Source organism: Bradyrhizobium sp. LCT2 (assembly GCF_009931255.1).
Lineage (GTDB): Bacteria > Pseudomonadota > Alphaproteobacteria > Rhizobiales > Xanthobacteraceae > Bradyrhizobium > Bradyrhizobium diazoefficiens.
In genome coordinates, this window is sequence record NZ_CP034432.1 from 4,076,478 (window position 1) to 4,100,916 (window position 24,439).

Consider the following 24,439-nt stretch of genomic DNA (forward strand, 5'->3'; position numbering starts at 1 on the left):
TGGGTTATGGGATATGTTTACAGGTAAATCCTTGCTTATTACTGGCGGCACCGGATCATTCGGTAACGCTATCCTGAAAAGCCTTCTCGATGCGGATTTCAGGGAAATCCGGATTTTCAGCCGGGATGAGAACAAGCAGCACGAGATGCGGTCACGACTGAAGAACCCTCGCGTCAAGTTCTTCATCGGGGATGTCCGGAACTATGACCCCGTGTCGGACGTCGTGCGCGGGGTCGACTACATCTTTCATGCCGCGGCCCTGAAACAGGTGCCAAGCTGCGAATTTTTCCCGATCGAAGCCGTGAGGACCAACGTCCTAGGTGCTGAGAATGTGATGCGTGCTGCTATAGAGCACGAGGTGAAGCGTTGCGTGGTGCTAAGCACCGATAAGGCTGTTTACCCGATCAACGCGATGGGACTGTCCAAGGCCATGATGGAGAAGGTCATGATCGCAAAGTCCAGGGGATGCGATCCAGAGAAAACGGTGCTCTGCGCAACCAGATATGGCAACGTGATGGCCTCTCGGGGGTCGGTCATCCCGCTTTTCATTGACCAGTTGCTCAGCGGGAAATCATTGACCCTGACAGATCCTAACATGACCCGCTTTTTGATGTCCCTGGAAGAATCGGTGAAACTGGTGCTGTACGCGTTTCAAAACGCGCGTCCGGGCGATATTTTCGTGCAGAAGGCGCCGGCCTCCACCATAAAGGATCTTGCGGTGGCCTTGCGGGAATTGCTGAAGGTTGGGAACGATATCGAAGTGATTGGGACGAGACATGGCGAGAAGCTCTACGAAACGCTCGTGTCGCGCGAAGAAATGGCTGTTGCGCAGGATGTTGGAGACTACTTCCGCATTCCGGCCGACATGAGAGATCTCAACTACAACAGCTACTTCAGCGAAGGAGACACCGAAATCTCCCGGCAGGAGGATTACACCTCGCACAATACGCGAAGGCTTGACGTCGACCAGGTCAAGGACGTCCTTAGATCGCTCGATATCATGCGGGACCACCTCAATGCTTAAGGTGATGACAATCGTAGGAACGCGGCCGGAGATCATTCGCCTTTCGCGGGTGATCGCAAAGCTCGACCAGCACACCCAGCATACTTTGGTTCACACAGGCCAGAATTACGATTACGAGCTGAACGAGGTGTTCTTCACTCAACTTCAGATCCGGCGACCAGATCGTTTCCTGGAAGCAGCTGGCGGCAATGCGGCCGAGACGATCGGGAACGTCATAACCCGGATCGACAAGGCGCTCGAGGAGTATGCTCCGGAGGCTGTCCTCATTCTCGGCGACACTAACAGCAGCCTGGCGGCTATCGCAGCGAAGCGCAGAAAAATCCCGATATTCCACATGGAGGCAGGAAATCGCTGCTTTGACTTCCGCGTTCCAGAAGAAGTCAATCGACGAATCGTGGATCACATCGCAGATATCAATCTGCCCTATAGCGCGATCGCGCGAGATTATCTGTTGCGCGAAGGGCTGCCGCCGGACCAGATCATCACCACTGGAAGCCCCATGCGGGAGGTCATTGACTTCTATCGAAGTGGCATCGACGCATCGGACGTCCTTTCTCGTCTCGGGATGGCAGCGCGCAAGTATTTTCTTGCGAGCTTCCATCGAGAGGAGAATGTCGATGACCAAAAGAGGCTCGGCAGCATCCTTGACATCCTGAACACGCTTGCCGAACAGTACGGCGATCGCATCGTCGTTTCGGCCCATCCGCGAACCCGGGAGCGAATGAAGCACCTGGATAAGGCATCCCATTCCCTTGTTGAGTTCCACAAGCCGTTTGGCTTCTTCGACTATATCAAATTGCAGACCGACGCCCGGATTGTTCTTTCCGACAGTGGCACAATCACGGAAGAATCATCGATCCTGAATTTTCCGGCGCTCAATATGCGCGAGGTGCAGGAGAGGCCAGAGGGGTTCGAAGAAGCGTCGGTGATGTTTGTCGGATTGAGCGTCGAACGGGTGTTGCAAGCCATTCCGATCCTTGAATCGCAGCCTCGCGGAGCGGAGCGCGCGCTTCATCTCGTGCGGGATTATACTCCGGACAATGTCTCCGACAAGGTTCTCCGCATCATCCTGAGTTACACGGACTTTGTGCGCAGGCGCGTCTGGAGAGTGCAGCACTAGCAGCTGCAATCCGGGTTCGAGCTTTTCATTCGGCAGGTGAGGCAATGCTCAGGTCAATTGAGGCCCGGCGAATTTTGGTTTGGCCTGCTACTTACCACGAATTCAATGTTCATACGGCTGATGCCATCGCCGTGGCGATTGCGTTCTTTCTGCCGCTGTCGACCTCGGCCGTTGCGGTTCTGGTTGTTCTCTGGCTCCTGGCTTTGCTGCCGTCGCTCAGTATCCGTGAGGTTCGGCAGCAGCTGGCCACCTGGCCAGGCGCACTTCCGGTGGCGTTGGTTCTCCTTGCTGTAGCGGGTATGCTTTGGGCCGACGTCGGCTGGAGCGAGCGATTGGCAGGCATTAGGCCACTGCTTAAGCTTCTGGTGATCCCTTTTCTGTTTATCCAGTTTCAGCGCTCAGACCGTGGTTTATGGGTCGTCTACGGCTTCATGGCCGGCTGTACGCTGCTACTGACGATGTCGTTTGTCGGCTTCCTCTTCTCGGTGAGCCTCATCCATGGAAAGCCGCCTGGCATCGTCGTGAAGGACTACATAAGCCAGAGTGGATTTTTCGTTGTATGTGTCTTCTTGCTGCTTGAGATGGCGGAGGAGGATTTCCGCGCGAGGCGGGGCGTACGCGTCGTCGTCGAGGTGCTGCTGGTGACAGCGTTCTTGATCAACATTGGTTATGTCGCGGTTTCTCGAACAGCCCTGATCGTCGTCCCGGTGTTGCTCTTGCTGTTCGGTCTTCGCCGCAACTGGAAGATCGCAATCATTGCTTGTGCGGCTTGGGCGCTTCTTTTCGCGATCGCATGGACATCATCGCCATATCTTAAACATCGGCTGCATTCCGCGGCAAGCATCACTGCCGGTGACCCGGCTCTTCCGGCAGTGTCGAACCGGCAGAGGCTCGCCTATTGGGACGCGTCGGTAGATCTGATCAGGCAAGCCCCCCTGCTGGGTCACGGTACCGGAACGATCCGCAGCATGTTCCGGCATTACACGGCGGACGGGCCTGAATCCGACGTCAACAGGGCAGCAAACCCGCACAATCAGGCCTTCGCCATTGCCCTTCAGACGGGGCTGATTGGGGTTATCGTGCTCTACGCCATGTGGATTTCGCACGCCCTGATGTTCCGCGGCCCTGGCATGGCAGCCTGGTCCGGCCTGGTCGTTCTGGCTCAGAACGTTACAGGCTCGCTATTCAATTCACATATCTCCGATTTCACGCAAGGGTGGACATACGTGATCTGCATCGGGGTCGCCGGCGGAATGGTCCGACGCCACGCTCAGAAGCGCGGACCAGCGTCGACTGTCTCCCCCAGTGCTTGGTAGCGGTCTCATCGGAATCGCTGGCATGGAAGACTTTCATCCGCCCGACATCACCATCGGTCGCGCCGTTGAGATAGTCCGCGCGCGGCACCCAGAAGATACCGTTGAGGACGCGACGGTTGTTGCCCGGCTTGCGGCCTAGACCATCCTTCGGAAGAAGAGGTTCGATTACACTACACTCGAAATCCGTCAGGTCGTAGCGCATGATCCTAGCCCCGATGCTTGGTAGCTTGAATCATGGTTTGACCTGATCTGCTAGACGAATTTGAGCACAAGACCTAGTCTGAGAACCGGCGAATCAGCAGAGAATGGAACAATCACAGGCGCAAGATCCGAGTGCGGATCATTGGATTGCCAAGATGGAGGCCTTGCAGGCTCAGCGAACTGTAGCTGCCGCGTTGCGGTGGACGAGAGTTTCGACCCTGATCTCCGGCACAACACTGCTTCTCGTCCTACTGCTTATGCTTCGTTGATAGGACTCAAGCTTGAACCGCTTCTTTAGCCAAGATAACAACGCTTCTCGCAATGAAGCGATGCGAGCATCATTACTGGAAGAGCTAATGCGAATCATGCCTGTTTGAATCTTAACATGGGCAGCTTACTTCTTCAGAGTATGATTGGAATCGGGGCTACTGCGTGGTTGTACAACGCGGCTGTACTAGCAGGCTGTTGAAAAAGGCACTCGCCGTCGACCTGCGACCGTGATTCATTGGCTCCGACGAGATTCGGAGATGGTGCGTGCGCGGCGGGGACAATCGAACGGGCGAGCTGTTCAGCTACGTTGACCTGGAAGCGCGGGTGCGGCGTGATCATCCGCTGCGAGCGATCCGGACGATTGTGAACGAGGCGCTGTCGGCGCTGGAGCGCGAGTTTGCCGCGCTCTATTCACCGATTGGGCGGCCGTCGATCCCGCCTGAGAAGCTGCTGCGGGCGATGCTGTTGCAGGCGTTTTACTCGATCCGCTCGGAGCGGCTTCTGATGGAGCGGCTGGAATACGACCTGCTGTTCCGCTGGTTCGTCGGAATCGGCGTCGATGATGCGGTCTGGGACCATTCGGTGTTCTCGAAGAACCGCGACCGACTGCTAGAAGGCGACATTGCGGCGAAGTTCCTGGCGGCGGTGCTGGCGCAGCCCAAGGCGAAGAAGCTTCTGTCGAGCGATCACTTCTCGGTCGATGGCACGCTGATCGAGGCTTGGGCCTCGATGAAGAGCGTGAAGCCGAAGGACGGCGCGGGCGAGCCGCCGGCGCAAGGCGGCGGGCGCAATGCCGAAGCGGACTTCCATGGCCAGAAGCGCTCGAACGACACCCATGCTTCAACCACCGATCCGGACGCCAGGCTATACCGCAAGGGCAAAGGCAAGGAGACGAAGCTGTGCTTCATCGGGCACGGACGGATGGAGAACCGCCACGGCGCCTGGTGGTCGACGCCTGCCTGACGCTGGCTGACGGGCATGCCGAACGGGTGGCCGCGCTACACATGATCGAGCCTCGTGCCGACCGGCCGACAGCGATCACGCTTGGCGCCGACAAAGCCTACGACGCCGAAGACTTCGTCAACGAGCTGCGCTCGATGAACGTGACGCCGCATGTTGCGCAGAACACCAGCGGCCGCAGCTCTGCGATCGACGGGCGAACGACCCGGCACGGCGGCTATGCCGTCAGCCAGCGCATCCGCAAGCGCATCGAGGAGGCATTCGGCTGGATCAAGACGGTAGCCGGGCAAGAGAAGACCAGCTTCCGCGGCCGTGATCGCGTAGCATGGGCTTTTACCTTCGCTGCCGCCGCCCACAATCTGGTGCGGCTGCCCAAACTGATAGCGGAGACCGACGCGCCATTGCAGTATTGGAAGCCGGACTTTCTATCGAGCTGTGTGACCCCGTCGCAGTCGTGAAATTGAAGCGGCTCGGGCTGATCGTAGGCTCCCATTTGACAGTGGCTGCGCACGAGTTGAGGAGACGCGTTGTTTTAGACGAACTCAGGGCGCGGGATTGAGTCGTGTAACCAATTGGCACGCTCGATCCTCGTTTAGTCGGGAGTGCCTTGACGGGGGGACAACGACGGTGGCAGGTGCAATTGAGCTGATCGTGGAGGGCTACGTTTCCCTCAGGGACCAAGCCGCTCTTGATGAACTTCGGACACAGCGCCGCAAACTTATCGCAGATCTGAATGCATGCACCGGGATCGACTGCACGAGCACTATCCGACAGATCGAGGAAGACATCGTCGTGATTGAGGCGGGCCTGGCCATGGTATCGCGCACGCCGCCGCGCCGCGAAAGCAGCGAAGAACCCGCCAATCCTGCGCTGCCCACGCCGCCGGCCGCCGGGCTTATCAACGGCGCAAGCAACGAATGACGAGGGCAATCTATCATGCGCGCTTCAGCGAGGACGACGCAGCACCGCGCGAAGGCGACTAGGACAAAGCGCGCGGCGATCATCCCCGTAATCGACCGGTGTGTGTGGCTTGGCGGCGTGGTTGCGCCGGGAACGCGCATCGGTGTCCAATGATCGGCATGAGGCACTTTGAATCGTGCGACGCCGAAAGGAGAACAGCGGGATGATCGCAACGCTTACAAATTTGAACAGAAAATGTCGGACGAAGACCTCCAGAAAATTGGCCGTTTCGCCTGTCGTTGGTCGCACATTGAGCACACGGTGAGCAACTGCTTGAGGCGCTTGCTGGACATGGACCCGGACTCGGCTCAGGTCATGGTATTTCCACTGAGCTTAGATGCGAAAATGCGAGCTATCAGGGGTTTATCGGAGCATCGGAGCAGCGTGGCATGACACCCTATCAACGGGCGTTGTTCGGCGAGCTGAGACCGCTGGTCCTCGCGATCCAGTACGTCAGAAATACAGTTCTGCATGGTATCGTGATCGATCTATTCCAAGACGAGGAGCCGTTCTTTCATCTTCGCTCGAAGGGGCGAGACTTAACGATACAGGAGTTGTTCGGGTGGGAGGACCTGATCAATTACACCGCACACGTAAGCCAGGCGTTTCGATTTTCGCTCGGGGAGAAGGACGACGTTCTGGGACATAGCTATGCGCTGCCCGCTAGACCGTCTGTGCCGGAGTTTCTACCTAATGATTGTCGATCTTTCCCGAAGAAAGATCTTTTGCTGCGCGAGTAACGGCATCCCTGTCGGTTGATATGGCCGCCCTGCCGCTGTTAGGCTGCTGCCTTTTTCTTCGGAGCCGCCGCAATGGCCGCCACAAGATACTTGTGCCATTTCGGGTTGTCGGCTTCGTTGACCCGGAACACCGTTTTCTTCTGTAGTTTGTTCAATGGGGCCGCGAACACTTGCACTGTGCCATCAGCGTTGGCCAACAAACCAATTTCGATATAGACGGTGTTGCCTTTGCCTTGACGGGCGCGAACCGGCCCATGACGACGTGGATCAATTTTCCGGTTCATGGCTTTCCTCCTCTGTGTGACATCGTTGGGCTGAGCCGTCGCGTTAATGCGACAGCTGCTTATGCTGATCGATGTCTAGCGCGTTAGCCAGCATGTCGAGCCATTGCGCGGCCTCGCGAACCTGATCGGACGACGGTAGGTGCTCGGCTGATCGGGTCCGCCAGTACGCCGCAACGGCGGCGGTCGTCGTGCTTGACGCAGCATCGATCATGGCTTGAACCGCTGCGACGACGCCCGTCTGATGTGGCTCTTCTTCCACCGTGGCGCCGTAGCTCGGCCTGATGACAACGGGCGGCGCCTCCTCCACCTTTTTCGAGTAGACCGGCGCGACGATGGTGCGCGTTTCCATCCTCACCGGTATGTTGAGCACTCGGCTTGCCGTCGGTTTCGCAGGCTGCGAAACCGACTGCGCGCACAGACGCCATGACCATGCATCTGGGTTCTCGCGAAAATACTTGCGTGCCGCTTTGACGTTGCTGCCAATGATGATCAGCGCCGCGCGATCATCTTTTGACATGTCGCGGAGACCGGCCTTGATGATCCAGTCGTGAAACGCCTGATCGCTCGGCAACTTCTTGCGCGCCTTGCTCAGCGCAGGCGCAACCTCGAACGTCCCTGCTAGAAATTCTGTTCGACCCTTCTTCGAGCGCTCATAGCCTCGCTTGGCGACACGCGCCAACGCATCTGGGCTAGTCACTTTTTTTCGTACAGGTTTACTCGGCATGGCTTCGGCATCTCCAAATGCGAACCACAAGGCCGCGCGCCAAAGCGCACACCTGGATCTCGCGATGAAATTTCTGGAAGCGGCAGGCCAAAAGCACGCCAAATCGGGGGCGTTGCTCTGCCTGCCTATGCCGTACCGTGCCTACTGCGAGCCGCGCGGCCCGCACCGCGCAACATGTAGCTACCCAATTGCCCGCCTGCCACCCCCCGCCCAGCCGCCAGACCAGAAATGGGGAATTGGTTCCGTTTCCCGCCCCGCCTGGATCTCGCCCGCCTTGGCTGGAACCCTCGGCGCCTTGGAGCCCGCCCGCGCGGGATTTGCTTGGGGCAGCCTTGGGCCGCCTCGGAGCGAGATGCTGCCTGGGGGGCCGCCTCGCCGCCACCCCCGGCGCAATGAGGTTTGCAGATTTGCCGAAAACATAAGGCGGCTCAGGAGCCGATAAGAGGCGGGTTGCAACTTAAGTCGTTGATCTGCCGAGCCATCTGAGTTCCCTAGGGAGCGCCAATCTTTTCAATGACTTATACGAATTTCCCGCCGCGTTCGGTCCGTCCGACCAAGTATTAACCGGGTATCGAAGGGGCACGCCGTAGGGAAGCCCGTAGAGGCGCCCGGACCCCGGACGGCTAGCTCCGGAGGGCCTAGGCCGTAGAACGCGCCGGCAGCCTGTTTCCGGGCTGTCGGATCACCTTCCTTAAGCCGTCCGACAACGCCAGATCAGGCCGCCCTGATCTTTTGTCGAGGTGCAGTAGTGCCCTCAAGGTCTAATTCCAAGTGAATACCCAGCGGTTGTAAGGTTGTCGCAGCTCGCTACAGTAAGAAGGCGGGAGCGGGGGAAACTTGGTGTCATTTGCCGATCGGCTCATCGCTGAGCCACAACGAGAAAAGTCTGGTGAAACGGGATACGAGCGTTTCGACTATCAGGCTCTCTGGGGCTTAGCGCTGATCTTTGCGCATCATGGCTCGTCTGACGACTACGCCATCGCCTTTGAGTTTCATGATGACATTGTGTTGCTGGACAGCGAGCGGTCGCCGTCGCGCGCTCGCTTCTATCAGGTCAAGACCAGAGACAAGGGGCACTGGACGCTAACCGATCTATCGCCGCAAAGCAAAAAAGGACGACACGGCTGGCGGAAAGCTGCCCTCCTTCATGGGAAAGCTTTTTTCCAATTATGCCATGTTTCCTGATGAGACTGAGCAACTGAACTTCGTCTCCAATATACCGTGCGCATTTCTGCCGTCGGCATCGGGTGCGTGCCAGCTCGTCACTTGCGACGCTGACACTCTCAAAAAATTCATGGGCAAGCTGGCGCAGGAACACCCCGGGGCCACTCACGCGGCGGTGAGCCTCATGCATTACGTTCAAGCAGATTTGAGCCTGCACGACAGTTCCGCGCACATCAAAGGAAAACTCAACGAGTTTATCCTGGAGCAGATTGGCTCGGTCGAATTCAACCCAGACACTCTTTACAAGACGATCGTCGAAGAGTGCCGGACACGCTCTAAGTACACGGGCACAATTTCCAGCTTTGACGACCTGATCCAAAAGAAATCGATCACGCGGTCGCAGGTGGAGGGATGGCTCGATCTTGTTCGCACGCGACAAGCACTGCCCGAATGGTCAACCATCAGTCAGCAGTTGAGCGTTGGTGCGATTGAGCTGGCCAATTTAACTCGCGAGTGGCAGCGGTACCGCGCTGTCGCTTTGGATCCTGGCAACGAGGCAATCAATGTCCTCAGAGACAAAATCCGATCTGAGTTGGAAAAACGTGCTGGTGGTGCTCACACTTTGGACCAGTTAGTCGATGAAATCTATCTTGAAGTCAAAGACCTCGCGCGGGCGAACATATCACCGTTCAGCAATGCTCGATTGAAGATCATGATACTTTACGAGGTGTTCACCCATGAAACGACAGGAGAAGTTCAAACGATTGATCCGCAGCCTTCGGAAGCGCAATCATGAAAAGCTTGAAATTACAAAGGTTGCTCATCTCCTCCGATCCAGAGAAGGCAGCGAGGATCGTCCAGTTCAACGAACGCAGGACAGTGATCTTCGGCGAGAATGACACGGGGAAGTCTTGCCTAATCAAATCGATCTATGCCGCCTTCGGCGCCGATGCCTATAAGACCAACGACAATTGGGACGCGCTAAAAACAAACCTGCTCGTTGAATTCACAGTGAATGACGTCCCTTACCGCGTCATGCGTTCGGGCAGCTTCTTCGCACTGTTCGATGGGCAGGGGCATGCCATATGGAGTGGTTCCAACGTCGTCTCCGGTATCGGTCCTCAAATCGCGCAGTTGCTGGAGTTCAAGCTCACGCTTTCTGATCGGCAAGGCAATCAGGTGGTGCCGCCGCCTGCCTTTTGCTTTTTGCCGTTCTATGTGGACCAAGGCATCGGCTGGCTGCGTTCGTGGGCTTCCTTTGCAGGACTCGGCCAGTTCGAAAATCCTAAGCGCGATGTTGCTTACTTCCACGCTGGTCTCCGCCCGAACGAATATTACGTCGCGAAAGCAACAAAGATCGATGCGGACCACATTGTTGATGATTTGAAGGTTGACCGCCGAGCATTGAACCGCGCGGCAGTGCGGTTGCAGTCCGGGCGAAGGCCAATCAAATTTGACCTGATGCCGGAAAGCTTCGCTGACCGGATCGATGCGCTGCTGACTGAGTGTCAAGCGCTGCAAGATAAGCGGGATCGGGTTCAGCGCGGCCTCTCTGACCTTCATTCCAAGCGGGCAGCTCTAATCGAGCAGAGCGCGATTGCTGGCAACGCGTTGGCAGAGCTGGACGCGGATTATGAATTTATCCGCAAAACGGCTGACGCCGAGATTATCTGCCCGACCTGTGGTACCGCACACCTCAACGACTTTGCCAACAAGTTCGGTCTGATTTCTGACGCAGAAACTTGCCGTGGCTTTTTGTTGGAGGTGCGACAAGAGACTGCCAAGGTGGACGAGGCGATTTCGCTGGAGCGCGCTAAGTTCGAAAGTCTGGCTGAGAATATCGACCGCATCAACGCGATCCTGAATGAGCAGCGAGGCGAGCTAAAACTGCGGGACCTTGTCGAGGGCGAGAGCGAGCGTATGGTTGATGATGCGCTAGCCGCCGAGCAGTCTGATATCAACGCGAAGATCGGAGAGCAGGACGCGCGCTCGGATGAAGCGTTGGCGACGATGAAGTCGTTCGAAGACAAAAAATTTCAAAAGTCAATTAAGGACCGCTATTTCCAACTTATGAAGCAGTACATTTTCGAACTGCAGGTGCCAGGCCTTGCCGAGAAAAGCTATAAGCAAATTGACTGCGTCATAAACGAAACCGGCAGCGATCTTCCGCGAGCGTTGCTCGCCTATTACTATGCGTTTGTAAACACGATGCGGGCCTCGTCAGCGTCGGTGCTCTGTCCCCTCATTGTTGATAGTCCAGTCCAGCAGGATCAAGACCCCGCGAACGCGACGAGGATGATCCAGTTTGCTCTTGAGCACGTTCCTGACGACATGCAGCTCATTCTCGGTTCGGTGAGCCTGCATGGTGCGGCTTACGATGGTTATTCAATTGAAATCGAGGGTAAGCGCAGTCTGCTCCAGTCTGACGCATACGATGAAGTGTCAGGAATCATGAAGCCCTACTACGATGCTCTGATCCGGCCGCAAGCAACCAGCTAAACGAAGTGGCGGCACGCCTCATCGAGGTCCGTTCAATGGGGGTATAGCGGACTGGATTTGCTCACTCTGAGTTCTTCGCATTTTGACCCAACTCAGACATCACTGGGCGGCCGACGCAGGCGGCCGAGCCTCCGTCGCCGGTCCATTCCTTTCGGGCAAATGTTCACTTTTGAACTTTTGTTCCTCCAATGCGTTGCGCCTGCTGCGGCTCGGGTTGACGCTGCGTGGAGGGGGAGATGGAAGGCGTGCCCATTATTCTCGTTGTTGAGGACGAGGAACCATTACAGGAAATCGTTCACGACGCCTTGAAGGAGGGCGGCTTCGACCTGACGACGGTCGCTTCCGGACAAGAAGCGGTGGCTATGGTGGAAAGCGGCGTGGTCAAGTATTCGGCGCTCGTAACCGACGTCAACCTCAAAGGGCCGATGAAGGGTTGGGAGATTGCGCGCCTTGTCAGGCAGATCGATCCTGCATTTCCCGTGGTCTACATGACGGGCGCTGCCGCCGAAGATTGGCCGTCAGAGGGAGTGCCCAACAGCGTTCTGCAGAAGAAACCGTTTGCTCCAGCGCAATTGGTTACCGCGGTATCCCAGCTTCTCAACACAGGCTCGCCCACCTAGTGGGTGCATCTTCGGCTATTGGCCCATCGCGACAAGTGCAGGAGAATCTTGCTGAGGTCTCCTGTCGAAGGCAGAGCCGACTTGATTTGCTCACCGCAAGTATTACGGCTCGTGACCCAAGGGGGCCTCCCAAGGAGAGACACTCTAAGGCAAGATCGCTACCATTTTCGAGGTACTCATCATTGCCAGTTGCGTGGTTTGGAGGGGAGCCGGCCTAATGTTTGCCGATTGCGGTGGCTGAGAGGGGGCTTCTGTGACGAATTTGCTCCGACAGAACGTGACGTCAGCCCGCGGAATCTGCTCGAAGCGCATCTCGTTCGCCCCCGACGGTACAGAGCCCGAGGCGCAATGCGCGCTGGGGCAAGTCATTGGTCGGACTGCGAGCCGGTTCCCAAACCAGCCGGCGATCGTCTCCAGCATGTTCGCGCCGCTGACGTACGGCGATCTGCAGCGTCAACTGGACGACATCCGCAGGCAGTTGCGTTTGGGTGGGTTCGATCGCAGTGCCCGGATCGGGGTGCTCATGCCGTATGGTCCGGAGGCGGTTCTCGCAACCGTGGCGGTCGCCTGCTGCAGCATCGCGGTTCCTCTTGATCCCCGGCTGTCTCCAGCGGAGATAAACCAGCGGCTTGACATGCTGCGCCTGAACGCGCTTCTCGTGCCGCAAGGCAGTGGTTCCGAAGGCCGGCAAGCCGCCGAGCGGCGCGGGATCGCCGTCATCGAAGCCGTTCCGGTCGGACATGGTCAGCTTGGATTTCGTGCCGCTTTGCGCGCGGCCGACTCCGCTGCGATCGACGCTGAACCTGCTCCACACGCGCCCGCCTTCATCCTGCAGACGTCAGGCACGACCGCCCAGCCAAAGCTCATTCCGTTCAGCCACAGCAACATGCTGGCGGCGGCCGCACGTCTTCAGGCGTGGTTCGGCCTCACGCCCCACGACCGCTGCCTGAGCGTGTCGCCCCCTTTCTATTCTCATGGGCTCAAAGTAACGGTTTTCACACCGCTCCTGACCGGCGGCAGCATTGCTGTCCCGACGAGCGGTGCCATCGTGGCGCTGGATGAGTGGTTCGATATCCTGCGGCCGACTTGGTATTCGGCTGGCCCCACGCTCCACGCTGCGGTGCTCGACAAGGCTACCTCTCAGAATGCGCAAACGGCGCACACCTTGCGGTTCGTGGTCTCGGGCGGCGCGCCGCTTGCGAAAGAGGTCCAGGACGGCCTGCAGGGGGCTTTGGGTGTGCCTGTGCTTGAGCATTATGGCTCCAGCGAAGCTGCGCAAATCGCCGCCAACCTGCCACCGCCCGGCCCGAACAGGCCCGGGACTTGCGGGCGGCCTTGGCCTGATACTGTCGCTATTGTTGGTGAGAATGGACATCCCTTGCCAGCTGGCGAGCAGGGGGAAATCTGGATTCGTGGCCCCACTGTGACGTCTGGCTATCTCGATGCGCCGGAACTCAATCAAGCCGGTTTCGTGGAGGGATGGTTTCGCACGGGCGATATCGGCAGCCTCGACGAAGATGGCTTCCTTTCCCTGCACGGCCGCCTCAGCGAGTTGATCAACCGCGGCGGCGAGAAGATCGCCCCCGCTGAGATCGAAGCCGCCCTGCTACGCCATCCGGCCATAGCCGAGGCTGCAGCTTTCTCAATCCCCCATCCGCGCCTTGGCGAGGACGTCGCCGCCGCCATCGTTCTCCGTCCTGGCGCGCAGACGATACCTGCGCAGCTGCGCCCGTTCCTGCAAAACGAGTTGGCCTCGTTCAAGATTCCGCGGCGCATTCTCATGCTCGAGCAACTGCCAAAGGGGGCAACGGGAAAAGTTCAACGACGACGACTGCGCGAATCCCTCGAAGGGCTGTGGGGGCATCAGGACGCGATGCCCGTGCCTGACGTGAATAAAGTACCGCTGAATCTGGAAGCTGAATTGCTGACCCTGTGGCGGAAGCTGCTCAAGGCAGACGCCTTAACGATCGACGACGATTTTTTTGCCAGCGGGGGCGATTCCCTTCTAGCGATGGAAATGCTTCTTGAAGTCGAACGGCGCATCGGCCGTGCCCTGCCGGATACGATCCTGTTCGGAGCAGAGACGGTCCGGCAACTAGCTCCGAAAATCGCCATCGAGCCGGGCACGCAGCCAACCCCTGTCTTGCAATTCAATGCCAGTGGCGATCGGCCTGCGCTCTACTTCTTCAATGGGAGCCTCGTCAGCGGCCACACCTCGATGCAGAGGATGGTGGAGCTTCTCGGGCCCGACTACCCCATCATCTCCATCGATCCCCATGGTCTTCACGGGGAGGCGATTCCGCCGTCGATCGAGAAGATGGCTGCCGATCGCCTGCCGCTCATCTTGGAAAGACAGGCGAGCGGACCTTTCCTGCTGGGCGGCTTCTGCAACGGCGCCATGGTGGCATTCGAAGCGGCTCGCCTGCTGATGGCAGCCGGCCACAGGGTTGATATGGTCGCAATGGTTGACCCGCCGACCGTTGGTGCCCGTGCGGCGGCGCAAGCGATCCTCAGACCGATGAAGCGACTAGTCTCGCCTTACAGTCTGCGCTGGACCTATCAGCTGATGGTCCGGCTCGAGCAGTTCTTCAACGGGTCGACGAGCAAGCGGGTTGGCCAGCTGTATACCGCTCTAACCAATCCCAAGAAACTGCATGATGCTGTCCTCAATCCCTATGATACGATTCCGCCCGCGTTATGGGAGTTCTATTCGCTCGCAATGGCGCAACATCTCCCGGTACCGCTCGACGTTCCTGTGACGTTCTACGCAGCCGATCACGAGGGTCGCGCATGGCGAGCTCTCAGTTCGCAACTCGAGGTGATCCAGGTGCCTGGAGGACACGGTGAGTGCCTGACCATCGGCGCGGAACGTCTGGTTGCCCATCTGCGGCAAAGAATGGACGCTGTGGCTGACGGCGTGCCGTCTTCCATTGAACCGCACACGTCGCCAATTTCATCTCACAGGGCGCAGGTCGGTAGCCCTATCAGAATCCAAACCTGAGTCGGACGACCGCATCACGATGGGTTCATCGCCGAACGGCTAAATCATGCGGCGCGGCTATCAGGACGGAAGTGCCTATCTAGATTGTTGCGCGCTATACAATCAGATATCTCGCGGACATCCGGTATCGGCCCTCTTCAGACATGACGCGATGCCTGACTAAGAGTCCGTTATGCGCACCATAGCGGACAGGGATGGTGATCCGGGATCGGGTCATCGCGGGCTCCCCGTCTCGTCGTCAAAAAATGCCAGGGCCAGTCTCCGGAGGTAACGACGAAGAGGGAGTTGCACCCTGTCTAAGACCGCCCCGGCTGTGGGCGTTGTTATTCCCGCACGACCACCCACTGCGCGCGCCCGGAGTGGATGAATAAACCCTCCGGGACTTTGGGGTGACAGGAGACCTGCATCCCATCACCCTCGCGACGCGACCGACCGAGTGAAAGGAGGCCCGCTCGGCTTTCCTTTGCATCGCGAAACCATATTCATCTCCGCTGTAGCTCGTCGCCACTGGTGGAGCTTGCAGTCGGTCGGCGATGCGCAGCAGCGGCCAGCTTGGCGTTGGCCGGGGCTGCGAATACCGCAGCGAACAATTGTTGAATGGTTTTAGTTGGCGCTAACGCATGCTGCTTCTCGGCCATCTCCATCAGCTTGTCGTAGGCCGCTTTTGAATCGTCAGCAGTCACAGTCGATCCCACTTCCACTGATGTTGGTTCGAGGCTCATCATGTTCGGATAGGGGATGATGCGGCTGAGAGCCATGCTTTCGAGCGCGCCAAGAGGGTCGTCAAGAGTGACGGCACGAACTGGGAGCCGAACGCTCTTATGGGCGAGATTGGTCGGCAGCTAAGTGAAGCCGCTGACGGTGAATGTCCTCTTTGCGCGTCGTAGCGGCTTGAGCGGGCGCCGCAGCCGGATCAATTGTGGGCGACGCTCGTGTTGCGTTGCGAAGCACGTGCTCGTTGCGGATCATCAAGGCGCAGTGCTCCGAATCCGGGACTTACGAAACAATTTATTAGTCTTTATTTGGCTAGCTGGGAGCGTGCCGATTACCGCCGATTGCGGCACATTGGAATGGGAATGCCGGCCCCGGCTGTTCTCCCAACCTGCGGCTGGGGCCGTTTGAACTTGCGCTGCATCGTTCAACCCGGTCCACAACCATGCTTAGAGGCATTGCTATCGCCCTATTTGGGCTGACCATTCTTTCGCAGCTCGATCAGGCGCTCTTCTACGGCCGAAATACTGACGCTGCGTTCAGGCTTGTGCGGGAGATGCGCCGCAGTTTTGGGCTGTAGGGCCGCCGCCCTGCATTCGATTCAGCGCCTACGCGCAGCGAACGACAGCTACTTCTTCAACAGCATTCCCATCGTTCGGGCCATTCGTCTCACCGACCCGGCATGGCGGCCCAGTTCAGCGGCAATCTTCGATACGCCGACGCCCTGCCGGGCGAGCCTGACCAAGCGTCGGACTTCCTGCTCGGCCCATTGCTTTGGCTTCGGTGCTTTCATGGTGCGGCGCTCAGAACCTGCCGACCACTTAACCAGCGCGCCTGGTTGCCAACACTTGGGAAGTTTACGGGTAATGCCTTCCACCACGATTGACGCCGCGATGCCGGGTGCTGAACGCTAACGTGCACAAAGAGAAACTGTCGTCGGCGCGCTGAACGTGCACCTCCAGGGCAAATTGACATGGATCAACAGAGTGGTGCTGCGAAAAGTGGAAAGTGAGACGCCAGCTGGGATCATTCCACATGCTTCAGAAAGCCACTTGGATCACCACGCTCGCGTCGGTCTTACTTTGCAGCACAGGATCAGTACACGCTATCGATGGGCCCAGTTTCGACTGCAGTCATGGTGTGAATACCGCTCTAGCAATAATATTATGCAGCAATTCAGATGCCGCCAGCGCGGACTGGAATATGAGTTCGGCATTTTGGGCGGCCTTCAAGAGCGATAGAGACGAAACTGAACAGAACGCATTCAACCAATCAGTAAGCTGGCGCTGCGGGCTTCCTCCGCAGCCCTCGCAACTTGACCGGTTCTACGGATTTCCACCGCCGCCAGCCCAGCCGATCACTCAAGCGCACGTAAACTGCGTCATCAGCGCATTCAACGCGCGCACCGCAATTTTGCGGGCCAGGCTCCGCCGTGATGCTCTCCTCGAGTCAAAACTTACTCCAGAGGAGCACATCGAAATTCAACAGGCGCTGATCATTAAGGGATTCTTGCGCAACCGGGTGCAGAAGTACCGGGCGAATCCGGACGGCCAGTTCGGTCTAAACACCCGGGCGGCTATTCGGGACTATCAACGGAGTATCGGCGCAAGTCCGACAGGTTTCTTATCTGACCAGCAGCGTGTAGCTGTCCTTCAAAGCCCGGAGGAGATGGAAGCTCGCGAAGCACGTGCTGCAGCCGAAGCCAAGGCTAAACGGGCTGCGATCGACGCTAAGAAACAGGCTGAAGAGCAGGCAAAGCGCGCGGAGGAACAGGCTAAACAGGAAGCAGAGGAGCGAGAGAAAAAACGACTAGAGGAGGAAGCAGCAAGAGCCGCGGAGTGGCGACAAAAGATTGATGAGGCCCAAAGAAAGGGGCCAGAGTACGCGGCTAAACTGTCTGACGTGAAATGGACGTTGCGAGAACACATAAACCCTATGACCGAGGAGATGGAATACACGGTGCTATCCAGACAAAGCAATGGCACAGGTGCGGTCGCAAACGTGGAGGGATTCTGCGAGAGAAATCAGGTGCCGTTCCAGGCAACGCTGGAAAACGACCACGACCCAGCGGCTTCGCTCGGATTCATCACCTCGCGTTTTGATAACGGCATCATCGGCAAGAAGCGTATTAATGACGGTCCCGTCGAACCGACTAGTTTCCCGGCCGAGAAATGGAGGAATAGAATAACCGTTGCGAGCCTCATTTTCACTCACGACGGTCCAGAGGTGGCGGAGACTACATGGCGAGTACTGGCGGAAATCGAGACTTCGCGTGGCACGTTGTATATCAAAATTCCAATGTTCAATGGGAATGTTCAGAAGCTGATTGCGAATTGTCAGCATAGGTACGAAGTCGAGAAGCGGCGGGGCGGGCACCCTGACGCACCGATGTCACAGCCAATGTAGGGCTAAGCGGGAGAAGCGGTCAATGGTGGGCGCTACGCAGCGAGCACCACGACGAGTTGCAGCTCAAGCCGGCATTAGCCCCCGATCCTCGACGGGACGAAGGGCTGTGCAACTAAAGGCCATCGTCGGCCGGCAGGTCAGCCTGCAGCCGATCACGCCCGAGAAGCCGGGCCGCGTGATCGTGTGTAAGTGGGTCCTGTTGTGGCGGCGAGATGGTTAGGCCAGGGAGCCCGCCGCGCCTGTGCGCTCGACCGATGCCGACGCTTTGAAAGCGCCGCCCACTACTACCCCAGCGGCTGGCCCCCCTGCTGCCCTTGTAGCAAGAATAGGCGCGGTTTTTCGTCTGCCCGATCTCCCAGGGCGCGGGCGAAAAAACTCGCCCTGTTCGCTGCCTTTACGTGGGAGCGCGCGTAGGTTTTATCGTCTATGTTGACAACTTGCGTGATACGCTCCGGGGTGTTCGTACCCGGAAACGTACCCTGACGGCTTTAAGCCCGCGAAATTGCGTTAGATGAAATCGTCAGTTTTAGTAGCAAAATCAAGATGGTGCGGGCAGTGGGACTCGAACCCACACGACGTTTCCCTCGAGGGATTTTAAGTCCCTTGCGTCTACCAATTCCGCCATGCCCGCTTGATCCAACGAGATCAAACACTTAAGTCCACCTTCGGCCGTTTGGAATTGGCGCTTCGCGGGCCGGGTGGGTGGTTCTTCCTTAAGCGAGCCGGCCGCACAAGGCAAAGCCTCAATCCGGACATCTGTTGCTGCTTTAGGCATTCTCAATCCACGGGGACTATTCATCCGGCATGGTTGCTTCGCTTTCCCATCGCCTGCGCTTTTGCGGCGCGCTTTTCGTGCTGCTCGCGGGCGGCGCGCTGTCCGGCTGCGCGAGCATGAGCGAGACGGTCGCTCCGGCGTTTGCCGATCCGGCAAGATACGATCTGTATGATTGCAAGCAGCTCGAGTCCGAGCGCAAGGGGCTCGCCAGCCGCACCGCGGACTTGCAGAGGCTGATGGACAAGGCGCAGACCGGCGCCGGCGGCGCCGTCGTGGCCGAACTCGCCTATCGCAACGAGTACGTCGCGGTGCGTGGTCAGGCGCAGCTGGCCGAAGAGGCCTGGCGCCGCAACAGGTGCCGCGAAACGCCGCCCGAGCCGGCACCGGCTGCTGCGCCGGCGCCTGCAGCTGCCGCCAAGCCTGCGCCGAAATCCGGGAAAGCGGTCCGCTGAAGCGCCGCGCCTGCAGCGCTTCGCATCAGGGGCGCCAGCCGTAGATCCAGTCCTGCCGCGCCAGCATGCGCTCCGGGCCGAGCGCCCGGATCGCAACATCGCGCGCGATCGCGAGCGGTCCGCTGAAATGATAGATACGGCCCTGCTGCCGTGCGGTCCGCTGCACCCGTCGCACGCGCGCCTGGCGTGCACGGCCATATTGTTTCAGCGCTGCGACGATGCCGTCCGTGCTCTCGGCAGTCTCGGGGCTCAGATGCTGTGCCAGCACGGCGGCATCCTCGATCGCCATGCCGGCGCCTTGCGCGGCGAACGGCAGCATCGCATGCACGGCGTCGCCGAGCAGCGCGACCGGGCCTTTGCTCCAGGGGCAGCCGTCGGGCACGCCGAACAGCGCCCATTTGCGCCAGCTATCGACTGCGGCGAGCATCATCCGCGCCTGCGACGGCCAGCGCGGCGCGGCGAACGCATCCATCACCTCGCGCGGATCGCCGGGCGTGCTCCAGCCCGGCCTGTTCCAGGTGCCAGGCAGCACCGCGACCACGTTGATCTGTCGTCCGCCCGCGATCGGATAGGCGACGAGGTGGGCGTTCGGGCCCATCCAGAGCTGGACCCGGCGCGCGGTGTAGTCCTTCGGCAGCTGCGTGGCGTCGAGCGTACCGCGCCAGGCGATCAGCCCGGAGAAGCGCGGCTGGATCTCGGGAAACAGATGCTGGCGTACCGTCGACCAGATGCCGTCGGCGCCGATCAGCGCGCTGGCAAGATCGCTGCGGCGGATCGTGCCGCTGCGATGGACGACGGTCAGCCCCTTGGCATGAGGCGCGACGTCTTCGAAGGTCGCACCTAGCTTCAGGTCGATGTCGGGATGGTCGGAGACCGCGCCGGCGAGCGCGGATTGCAGGTCGGCACGGTGCACCACCCAATAGGGTGCGCCGGCGCGCACCGAGGCCGCTTCGCCGAGCGGCATGCGCAGCAGTTCGCCGCCCGCCCGCGCGCTCATGATCGAGACCGCCTCCGGGACGACGGCACGCAGCTTGAGCCGTTCGGTCAGGCCGAGCCCGACCAGCACGCGGCTCGCATTGGGGGAGAGTTGCAAGCCCGCACCGACTTCCTCGAGGCGCTCGGCTTTTTCCAGCACGACGATACGGAAGCCCCGGGCGGCCAGCGCAAGCGCGGCCGTCAGTCCACCGATTCCGGCTCCGGCAATGACAATCGTTCGGGAGAGCGCCACCCCTGACCGGTGGACGCGGTCAGGCCACCTTGTCCTTCAGGACGCATTCCGGCGGACGGGCTTCGCCGGCCTTCAGGTCGGCCGCGAAGCGGTACAGCGTCGAGCAGTAGGGGCAGATGATCTCGTTGTCGTTGCCGAGGTCGAGGAAGACGTGAGGATGATCGAACGGAGGGTTGGCGCCCACGCACATGAACTCTTGCGAGCCGATCTCGATGACGGGAACACCGGCATCGTTATGGAAGTGCGGGACGACATGGTCGGACATCGTAACTCATCCTGGAGTGGCAGTGGCGGCAGACACAATCACAACTGACGCGGCATCTTTGAGGCGCCGCGGACCATACTGGCGGGTGCAGATGATTGCTAGCCCGGCGGAACCGAAAGGTTCGCAACTGCCCCATGCTCATTTGCTCATGCAAATTCGACACAATCTTGCGGCCTGAGAGAAGCCCTTCTTTCGTCGGGGACGTTGTGTCGCAATTTTGGCATACTATGTCTGTGGACGAGTGGAATTGCGGCAAAAGATCAACCTTCGGGCGCAAACGATCTGGGAACATCCGGGCTCTTGGCATGAAGTGGCTGCGAATCAGCACAGCGTTGACCGGCATCGCGGCATGCAGCTTCATGCTCGCGCAGGTCGCGCCGCACGCCCGCGAGGCCGGCGCGATTCTCGCCGCCCAGGATGATCCGGCCGCGCTGTCCGAGCTGAAGCTCGACGCCGTACTGCGACAGAACGACCGCCTGGTTCAGGACAATATCGAGGCCGCGCTCGCCGCCGGCGATGCCGATCTCGCCGACAGTTTTGTTGCGCTGGCGCGTGACCGCAACATCGCGCTGCCCGACGACCTCCTCGCCAGGGTGAGCGATGCGGTCAAGGACGAAAACTCCACCTCGCATTTTGCCAGGCGCTTCGCCACCGGGCTCGTCACCGGCAACGCCGACGATGTCGCGAGCCTGTCCGGAACCGTGGCCGGCGATCTCTTCGTGATCGGCGACGTCAGGGACGTCGTGCGCGAGGGCAAGCATCTCGCCATGGGCGAGGACACCGACCGCCTGGTGCTAGGCCTTGCAGCCGCCGGCCTTGCGGTGACGGCGGCAACCTATGTGTCCATCGGCGGCGCCGCGCCCGTGCGCGCCGGCCTGACGCTGGTGAAGGATGCGCGGAAAGTCGGGCGGCTCGGCGAGGGCCTCGCGGCCTGGGCCGGCCGGTCCGCGCGCGAGGTTGTCGACACGCCGGTGCTCCAGAACGCGGTGGCGTCCGGCTCGGTGCTGCGGCCGGGCCAGACCGTGAGCGCGATCAAGGCCGCGTTCCGTGCCGAGAAGGCAGGTGCCCTGGTCCGGCTCGGCAAGGACGTCACGCGCGTTGCCGAGAAGACCGGCACGCGCGGCGCGATGGACAGCTTGCGCATCGCCGAGGGCCCCAAGGACGTCGCGCGCGCGGCGCGGCTTGCCGAAGCGCAGGGCAGCAAGACCCGAGCGATCATGAAGCTCTTGGGCCGCGGCGCGCTGCTGCTCGTCGGCGGCGTGTTCGATCTTGCGCTCTGGCTGTTCGGTGCGGCGCTGACGCTGTTCGGCCTGTTGTCTTCGATCAAGGCCACCACCGAGCGCCTGACGCAGGCCTGGTGCGATCGCAGACGGGCGAGGCGGCTTCGCCGGGCGCAGGTCGCCGCCGAAGCCGCTCTGGCAAGTGCGGCCGGTCCGGCCTAGAATCAACCCTTCCCCTCAACACCGCGGAATATCTGATGCCGAGCTTTCACAACGGCGCCGTTGAAATTGCCTATCTCGACGAAGGCGAGGGCGATCCGATCATCCTGGTGCACGGCTTTGCCTCCAGCAAGAACGTGAACTGGGTCTATCCGACCTGGGTCTCGGAGCTGCGCAAGAACGGCCGCCGTGTCATCGCACTCGACAATCGCGGCCACGGCGAAAGCGCAAAGCTCTACGAGCCCACGCAATACTCGATCCCGACCATGGCCGGCGACGTGCTCGCGCTGATGGACCATCTCGCCATCCCGCAGGCCGACATCATGGGCTACTCGATGGGTGGGCGGATGACGGCGTGGCTCTCCCTGAACGAGCCGCAGCGCCTGCGCTCGGCGATCCTCGGCGGCATCGGCATCGGCGGCCTGATCGAGGGCACCGGGCCCGGCGAGAATGTCGCGAAGGCGCTGGAAGCGCCCGCGCTCGACGACGTCTCCGATCCCGTGGGGCGCACCTTCCGCGCGTTTGCCGATCAGACCCGCTCTGATCGGAGGGCGCTCGCCGCCTGCCTGCGCGGCACGCGCGACCTCATGACCAGGGGCGAAGCTGCACGCATCGACGTGCCCGTGCTGATCGCGGTCGGCTCAACCGACGACGTCGCTGGCTCGGCCAGCGCGCTCGGCGCCATCATTCCGGGCTCGGAAGTGCTCGACATACCGGGCCGCGATCACATGCGCGCGGTCGGCGACAAGGTCTACAAGACCGGCGTGCTCGATTTTCTCTCACGCCGCGGCTGAGCCTTTAGGTTCCTCGTCGCCGAACGCGCGCGCCAGCGCCATCAGCACCACGAAGGTCGCAACCCACACCATGCGCGCGCCGTAGCGGTCGTGCGGACCGGAGATGACGGCGCAGATGAAGGCGTTGCCGAGCAGCGCGAGCGTCACCGTCGCCGCCAGCAGCGTCAGATCGTCGAGCCGGCGGCGCGCCAGCGCATGCGCGAGCAACCCGACCAGCGCCAGCATCGAGGCCAGCGCGACGGGAACATGCAGCCAGTTGACGTAGTCGAAATTGACATCCCATTGCTGTTGCCGCGCCGCGCGCATCGGCGCGATCTGTGCGGGGATGTAGCGCTCGATGATGCCGTAGGTGTGCGGGATCCAGCCGCTGGTGCCTTCGCCGGTCGCCACGTGCAGCAATTGCTGGCCCACCGCCCGCAGTGCGGCGCCGGCCTGCCAGGCCGGATAGTCGGCGAGCGAGTGCACGACGATATAGCTCATCTCGTCGTTCATGCCCTCAAACCGGCCGAGCGTGTTGAACACGCTCTTGCCCCACAGGAATTCGTCGGCGGTCGCCGGCAATTCGTTCCGATAGGGACAGAGCTTGAAGCTCTCGCGCGGGCAGTGGTCGTTGAGATAGCGCGCGACGATGCCGTCCTGCATCATGCGGCCGAAGGCGACGCCGTAGCCGCCCGGCGTCCAGGCCCATTTGCCCGACAGCGCATGGTTCGCCGAGACCAGCATCAGGCCGCCCGCGACGATGGTCATGCTCGCCTGCGCCAGTCCGGCGAGCGGAAGCCTGCGGCCCACGAACGGCCGCGCCATCCAGCCGGCGAGGCAGAGTCCGAGCAGCACGCCGAGCGTGGCGCTGTGGGTTGCGGCGGCAAAGGCGGTGAAGACGAACAGCGCGATTTTTTCGTGCGGCGACGTGCGCTGGGCTCCGACGACGAGAAGGAACAGCGACAGCACCGACAGTCCCGCGAAGATGTCCGTGAGCAGCATGCTGGCCAGCCAGGGCAGCGCGGTCGACAGGATCAGGAGCAGGCTGATCGCGACGAAGCGGAACGTCTGCAACAGGCCGAGGACGCGCAAGCTGAGCTGCAACAGCCACAGCGTCGCCAGCGACTGGATCGCGAGGTTGATCCAGAAGCCGAAGCTTTCGCCGGAGTGGAGATAGAGGCCGAACACGGTGGACCGGCTGGGGACGAGATAGCCCTCGTACCAGCGCGCCAGATAGCCGCCGGTATCCCACTGCAACAGCGGATAGCCGTTCCAGAACGCCGGCGCGATCATCAGGAGGGGTAGGGCCAGAGCGGCGAGCCGCACCCAGAACGAGCCCGCGGGGCGCGCGCGCAAATGATCGGTGGTGGTGGTCAAATCCGCTCCGTCGTCGTCCGGACCATGCCTGCAATAAGGGGTGGGAGCGAATTCACCAATAGTTTGACGCTGCCCGGCTTGAATTTGGCAAAACCCTGACCACTTTTAGCCGACCTTGCCGCCTGGGGGC

21 protein-coding genes, 1 tRNA gene and 2 pseudogenes are annotated in these 24,439 nt (G+C 60.2%); 15 read left to right on the forward strand and 9 right to left on the reverse strand.

Annotated features, from left to right (window positions below):
* Window positions 1–13 precede the first annotated feature (13 nt).
* The 3 genes from EI171_RS19525 to EI171_RS19535 are packed head-to-tail and all read left to right on the forward strand — an operon-like array spanning window position 14 to window position 3,460.
* The gene (locus EI171_RS19525; protein ID WP_161534432.1) at window positions 14–1,024 is read left to right on the forward strand and encodes a polysaccharide biosynthesis protein; all 1,011 of its coding nucleotides are present in this window, start codon (window positions 14–16) and stop codon (window positions 1,022–1,024) included.
* Window positions 1,017–2,144: a non-hydrolyzing UDP-N-acetylglucosamine 2-epimerase gene (wecB, locus tag EI171_RS19530; protein WP_161534433.1), complete on the forward strand. Its 1,128-nt coding sequence runs from the start codon at window positions 1,017–1,019 to the stop codon at window positions 2,142–2,144. The genes EI171_RS19525 and wecB overlap by 8 nt, the downstream gene beginning before the upstream one ends.
* Window positions 2,145–2,188: 44 nt before the next feature.
* Window positions 2,189–3,460 (forward strand): O-antigen ligase, encoded by a 1,272-nt coding sequence (locus EI171_RS19535; RefSeq protein ID WP_161534434.1) that lies wholly within the window; start codon window positions 2,189–2,191, stop codon window positions 3,458–3,460.
* 76 nt (window positions 3,461–3,536) lie between these two features.
* Here the strand turns inward: EI171_RS19535 and EI171_RS45755 are convergent.
* A pseudogene (locus EI171_RS45755) lies at window positions 3,537–3,662 on the reverse strand (IS5/IS1182 family transposase); the annotation flags it as partial.
* A 533-nt stretch (window positions 3,663–4,195) separates the two neighbouring features.
* Between EI171_RS45755 and EI171_RS19540 the strand changes: the two are divergent.
* The 3 genes and pseudogenes from EI171_RS19540 (at window position 4,196) to EI171_RS19550 (ending at window position 6,591) form a co-directional block, all read left to right on the forward strand.
* A pseudogene (locus EI171_RS19540) lies at window positions 4,196–5,349 on the forward strand (IS5 family transposase).
* A 169-nt stretch (window positions 5,350–5,518) separates the two neighbouring features.
* Complete coding sequence (locus tag EI171_RS19545; protein ID WP_371740521.1) at window positions 5,519–5,812, forward strand: hypothetical protein; 294 nt, start codon at window positions 5,519–5,521, stop codon at window positions 5,810–5,812.
* A gap of 428 nt (window positions 5,813–6,240) precedes the next feature.
* Window positions 6,241–6,591, forward strand: coding sequence for a hypothetical protein (locus tag EI171_RS19550; RefSeq protein WP_161534435.1), 351 nt, complete (start codon window positions 6,241–6,243; stop codon window positions 6,589–6,591).
* Window positions 6,592–6,629: 38 nt separating this feature from the next.
* Here EI171_RS19550 and EI171_RS19555 read toward each other — a convergent pair whose 3' ends face one another.
* Complete coding sequence (locus EI171_RS19555; RefSeq protein WP_161534436.1) at window positions 6,630–6,875, reverse strand: hypothetical protein; 246 nt, start codon at window positions 6,873–6,875, stop codon at window positions 6,630–6,632.
* Window positions 6,876–6,918: 43 nt separating this feature from the next.
* Window positions 6,919–7,599: a hypothetical protein gene (locus EI171_RS19560; RefSeq protein WP_161534437.1), complete on the reverse strand. Its 681-nt coding sequence runs from the start codon at window positions 7,597–7,599 to the stop codon at window positions 6,919–6,921.
* Window positions 7,600–8,439: 840 nt separating this feature from the next.
* Here EI171_RS19560 and EI171_RS46455 point away from each other — a divergent pair.
* The 5 genes from EI171_RS46455 to EI171_RS19585 all read left to right on the forward strand — a co-directional run bounded on the left by EI171_RS46455 (window position 8,440) and on the right by EI171_RS19585 (window position 14,883).
* The gene (locus EI171_RS46455) at window positions 8,440–8,784 is read left to right on the forward strand and encodes a dsDNA nuclease domain-containing protein (RefSeq protein WP_161534438.1); all 345 of its coding nucleotides are present in this window, start codon (window positions 8,440–8,442) and stop codon (window positions 8,782–8,784) included.
* On the forward strand, window positions 8,747–9,559 hold the full coding sequence (locus EI171_RS19570) for a dsDNA nuclease domain-containing protein (protein ID WP_161534439.1): 813 nt from the start codon (window positions 8,747–8,749) through the stop codon (window positions 9,557–9,559). Before EI171_RS46455 ends, EI171_RS19570 begins: the two co-directional genes overlap by 38 nt.
* Window positions 9,556–11,262, forward strand: coding sequence for a hypothetical protein (locus EI171_RS19575; RefSeq protein WP_161534440.1), 1,707 nt, complete (start codon window positions 9,556–9,558; stop codon window positions 11,260–11,262). The genes EI171_RS19570 and EI171_RS19575 overlap by 4 nt, the downstream gene beginning before the upstream one ends.
* Window positions 11,263–11,498: 236 nt before the next feature.
* Window positions 11,499–11,882, forward strand: coding sequence for a response regulator (locus tag EI171_RS19580; protein WP_202633165.1), 384 nt, complete (start codon window positions 11,499–11,501; stop codon window positions 11,880–11,882).
* A 253-nt stretch (window positions 11,883–12,135) separates the two neighbouring features.
* Complete coding sequence (locus EI171_RS19585; RefSeq protein ID WP_246740585.1) at window positions 12,136–14,883, forward strand: AMP-binding protein; 2,748 nt, start codon at window positions 12,136–12,138, stop codon at window positions 14,881–14,883.
* A 482-nt stretch (window positions 14,884–15,365) separates the two neighbouring features.
* Here the strand turns inward: EI171_RS19585 and EI171_RS19590 are convergent, their stop codons facing one another.
* Window positions 15,366–15,641 (reverse strand): hypothetical protein, encoded by a 276-nt coding sequence (locus EI171_RS19590; RefSeq protein ID WP_161534442.1) that lies wholly within the window; start codon window positions 15,639–15,641, stop codon window positions 15,366–15,368.
* Between the two features lie 581 nt (window positions 15,642–16,222).
* Window positions 16,223–16,387 carry a helix-turn-helix domain-containing protein gene (locus EI171_RS19595; RefSeq protein WP_161534443.1) on the reverse strand — a complete coding sequence of 55 codons (165 nt, stop codon included), beginning with the start codon at window positions 16,385–16,387 and terminating at the stop codon, window positions 16,223–16,225.
* 410 nt (window positions 16,388–16,797) lie between these two features.
* On the opposite strand from EI171_RS19595, the gene EI171_RS19600 reads away from it, so the two are divergent.
* Window positions 16,798–18,000 (forward strand): peptidoglycan-binding protein, encoded by a 1,203-nt coding sequence (locus tag EI171_RS19600; protein WP_161534444.1) that lies wholly within the window; start codon window positions 16,798–16,800, stop codon window positions 17,998–18,000.
* A 544-nt stretch (window positions 18,001–18,544) separates the two neighbouring features.
* On the opposite strand, the gene EI171_RS19605 is transcribed toward EI171_RS19600, so the two are convergent.
* Window positions 18,545–18,631: transfer RNA gene (locus tag EI171_RS19605), tRNA-Leu, on the reverse strand.
* Between the two features lie 173 nt (window positions 18,632–18,804).
* Here EI171_RS19605 and EI171_RS19610 point away from each other — a divergent pair.
* A complete protein-coding gene (locus EI171_RS19610; protein WP_060908086.1) occupies window positions 18,805–19,227 on the forward strand; it encodes a hypothetical protein in 423 nt (140 codons plus the stop codon).
* Between the two features lie 25 nt (window positions 19,228–19,252).
* On the opposite strand, the gene EI171_RS19615 is transcribed toward EI171_RS19610, so the two are convergent.
* Both EI171_RS19615 and EI171_RS19620 read right to left on the reverse strand, forming a co-directional pair.
* Window positions 19,253–20,455 (reverse strand): FAD-dependent monooxygenase, encoded by a 1,203-nt coding sequence (locus EI171_RS19615; RefSeq protein ID WP_097532370.1) that lies wholly within the window; start codon window positions 20,453–20,455, stop codon window positions 19,253–19,255.
* Window positions 20,456–20,474: 19 nt separating this feature from the next.
* Entirely contained in the window at window positions 20,475–20,720 is a 246-nt protein-coding gene (locus EI171_RS19620) for a zinc-finger domain-containing protein (RefSeq protein ID WP_007602543.1), read from the reverse strand.
* A 305-nt stretch (window positions 20,721–21,025) separates the two neighbouring features.
* On the opposite strand from EI171_RS19620, the gene EI171_RS19625 reads away from it, so the two are divergent.
* Together EI171_RS19625 and EI171_RS19630 are read left to right on the forward strand one after the other, a co-directional pair.
* Window positions 21,026–22,162 (forward strand): hypothetical protein, encoded by a 1,137-nt coding sequence (locus tag EI171_RS19625; RefSeq protein WP_161534445.1) that lies wholly within the window; start codon window positions 21,026–21,028, stop codon window positions 22,160–22,162.
* Between the two features lie 35 nt (window positions 22,163–22,197).
* Window positions 22,198–22,953, forward strand: coding sequence for an alpha/beta fold hydrolase (locus EI171_RS19630; protein ID WP_161534446.1), 756 nt, complete (start codon window positions 22,198–22,200; stop codon window positions 22,951–22,953).
* Here the strand turns inward: EI171_RS19630 and EI171_RS19635 are convergent.
* A complete protein-coding gene (locus EI171_RS19635) occupies window positions 22,939–24,309 on the reverse strand; it encodes a hypothetical protein (protein WP_161534447.1) in 1,371 nt (456 codons plus the stop codon). The genes EI171_RS19630 and EI171_RS19635 overlap by 15 nt on opposite strands.
* Window positions 24,310–24,439 lie beyond the last annotated feature (130 nt).

Bases quoted from the DNA above. Each gene is read 5' to 3' on its own strand.
- EI171_RS19550 (WP_161534435.1), top strand. From the start codon at position 6,241: ATGACACCCTATCAACGGGCGTTGTTCGGCGAGCTGAGACCGCTGGTC.
- EI171_RS19590 (WP_161534442.1), bottom strand. From the start codon at position 15,641: ATGGCTCTCAGCCGCATCATCCCCTATCCGAACATGATGAGCCTCGAA.
- EI171_RS19525 (WP_161534432.1), top strand. From the start codon at position 14: ATGTTTACAGGTAAATCCTTGCTTATTACTGGCGGCACCGGATCATTC.
- wecB (WP_161534433.1), top strand. From the start codon at position 1,017: ATGCTTAAGGTGATGACAATCGTAGGAACGCGGCCGGAGATCATTCGC.
- EI171_RS19630 (WP_161534446.1), top strand. From the start codon at position 22,198: ATGCCGAGCTTTCACAACGGCGCCGTTGAAATTGCCTATCTCGACGAA.
- EI171_RS19595 (WP_161534443.1), bottom strand. From the start codon at position 16,387: ATGAAAGCACCGAAGCCAAAGCAATGGGCCGAGCAGGAAGTCCGACGC.
- EI171_RS19555 (WP_161534436.1), bottom strand. From the start codon at position 6,875: ATGAACCGGAAAATTGATCCACGTCGTCATGGGCCGGTTCGCGCCCGT.
- EI171_RS19600 (WP_161534444.1), top strand. From the start codon at position 16,798: ATGAGTTCGGCATTTTGGGCGGCCTTCAAGAGCGATAGAGACGAAACT.
- EI171_RS19560 (WP_161534437.1), bottom strand. From the start codon at position 7,599: ATGCCGAGTAAACCTGTACGAAAAAAAGTGACTAGCCCAGATGCGTTG.
- EI171_RS19535 (WP_161534434.1), top strand. From the start codon at position 2,189: ATGCTCAGGTCAATTGAGGCCCGGCGAATTTTGGTTTGGCCTGCTACT.
- EI171_RS19575 (WP_161534440.1), top strand. From the start codon at position 9,556: ATGAAAAGCTTGAAATTACAAAGGTTGCTCATCTCCTCCGATCCAGAG.
- EI171_RS19580 (WP_202633165.1), top strand. From the start codon at position 11,499: ATGGAAGGCGTGCCCATTATTCTCGTTGTTGAGGACGAGGAACCATTA.
- EI171_RS19570 (WP_161534439.1), top strand. From the start codon at position 8,747: ATGGGAAAGCTTTTTTCCAATTATGCCATGTTTCCTGATGAGACTGAG.
- EI171_RS19620 (WP_007602543.1), bottom strand. From the start codon at position 20,720: ATGTCCGACCATGTCGTCCCGCACTTCCATAACGATGCCGGTGTTCCC.
- EI171_RS19625 (WP_161534445.1), top strand. From the start codon at position 21,026: ATGAAGTGGCTGCGAATCAGCACAGCGTTGACCGGCATCGCGGCATGC.
- EI171_RS19610 (WP_060908086.1), top strand. From the start codon at position 18,805: ATGGTTGCTTCGCTTTCCCATCGCCTGCGCTTTTGCGGCGCGCTTTTC.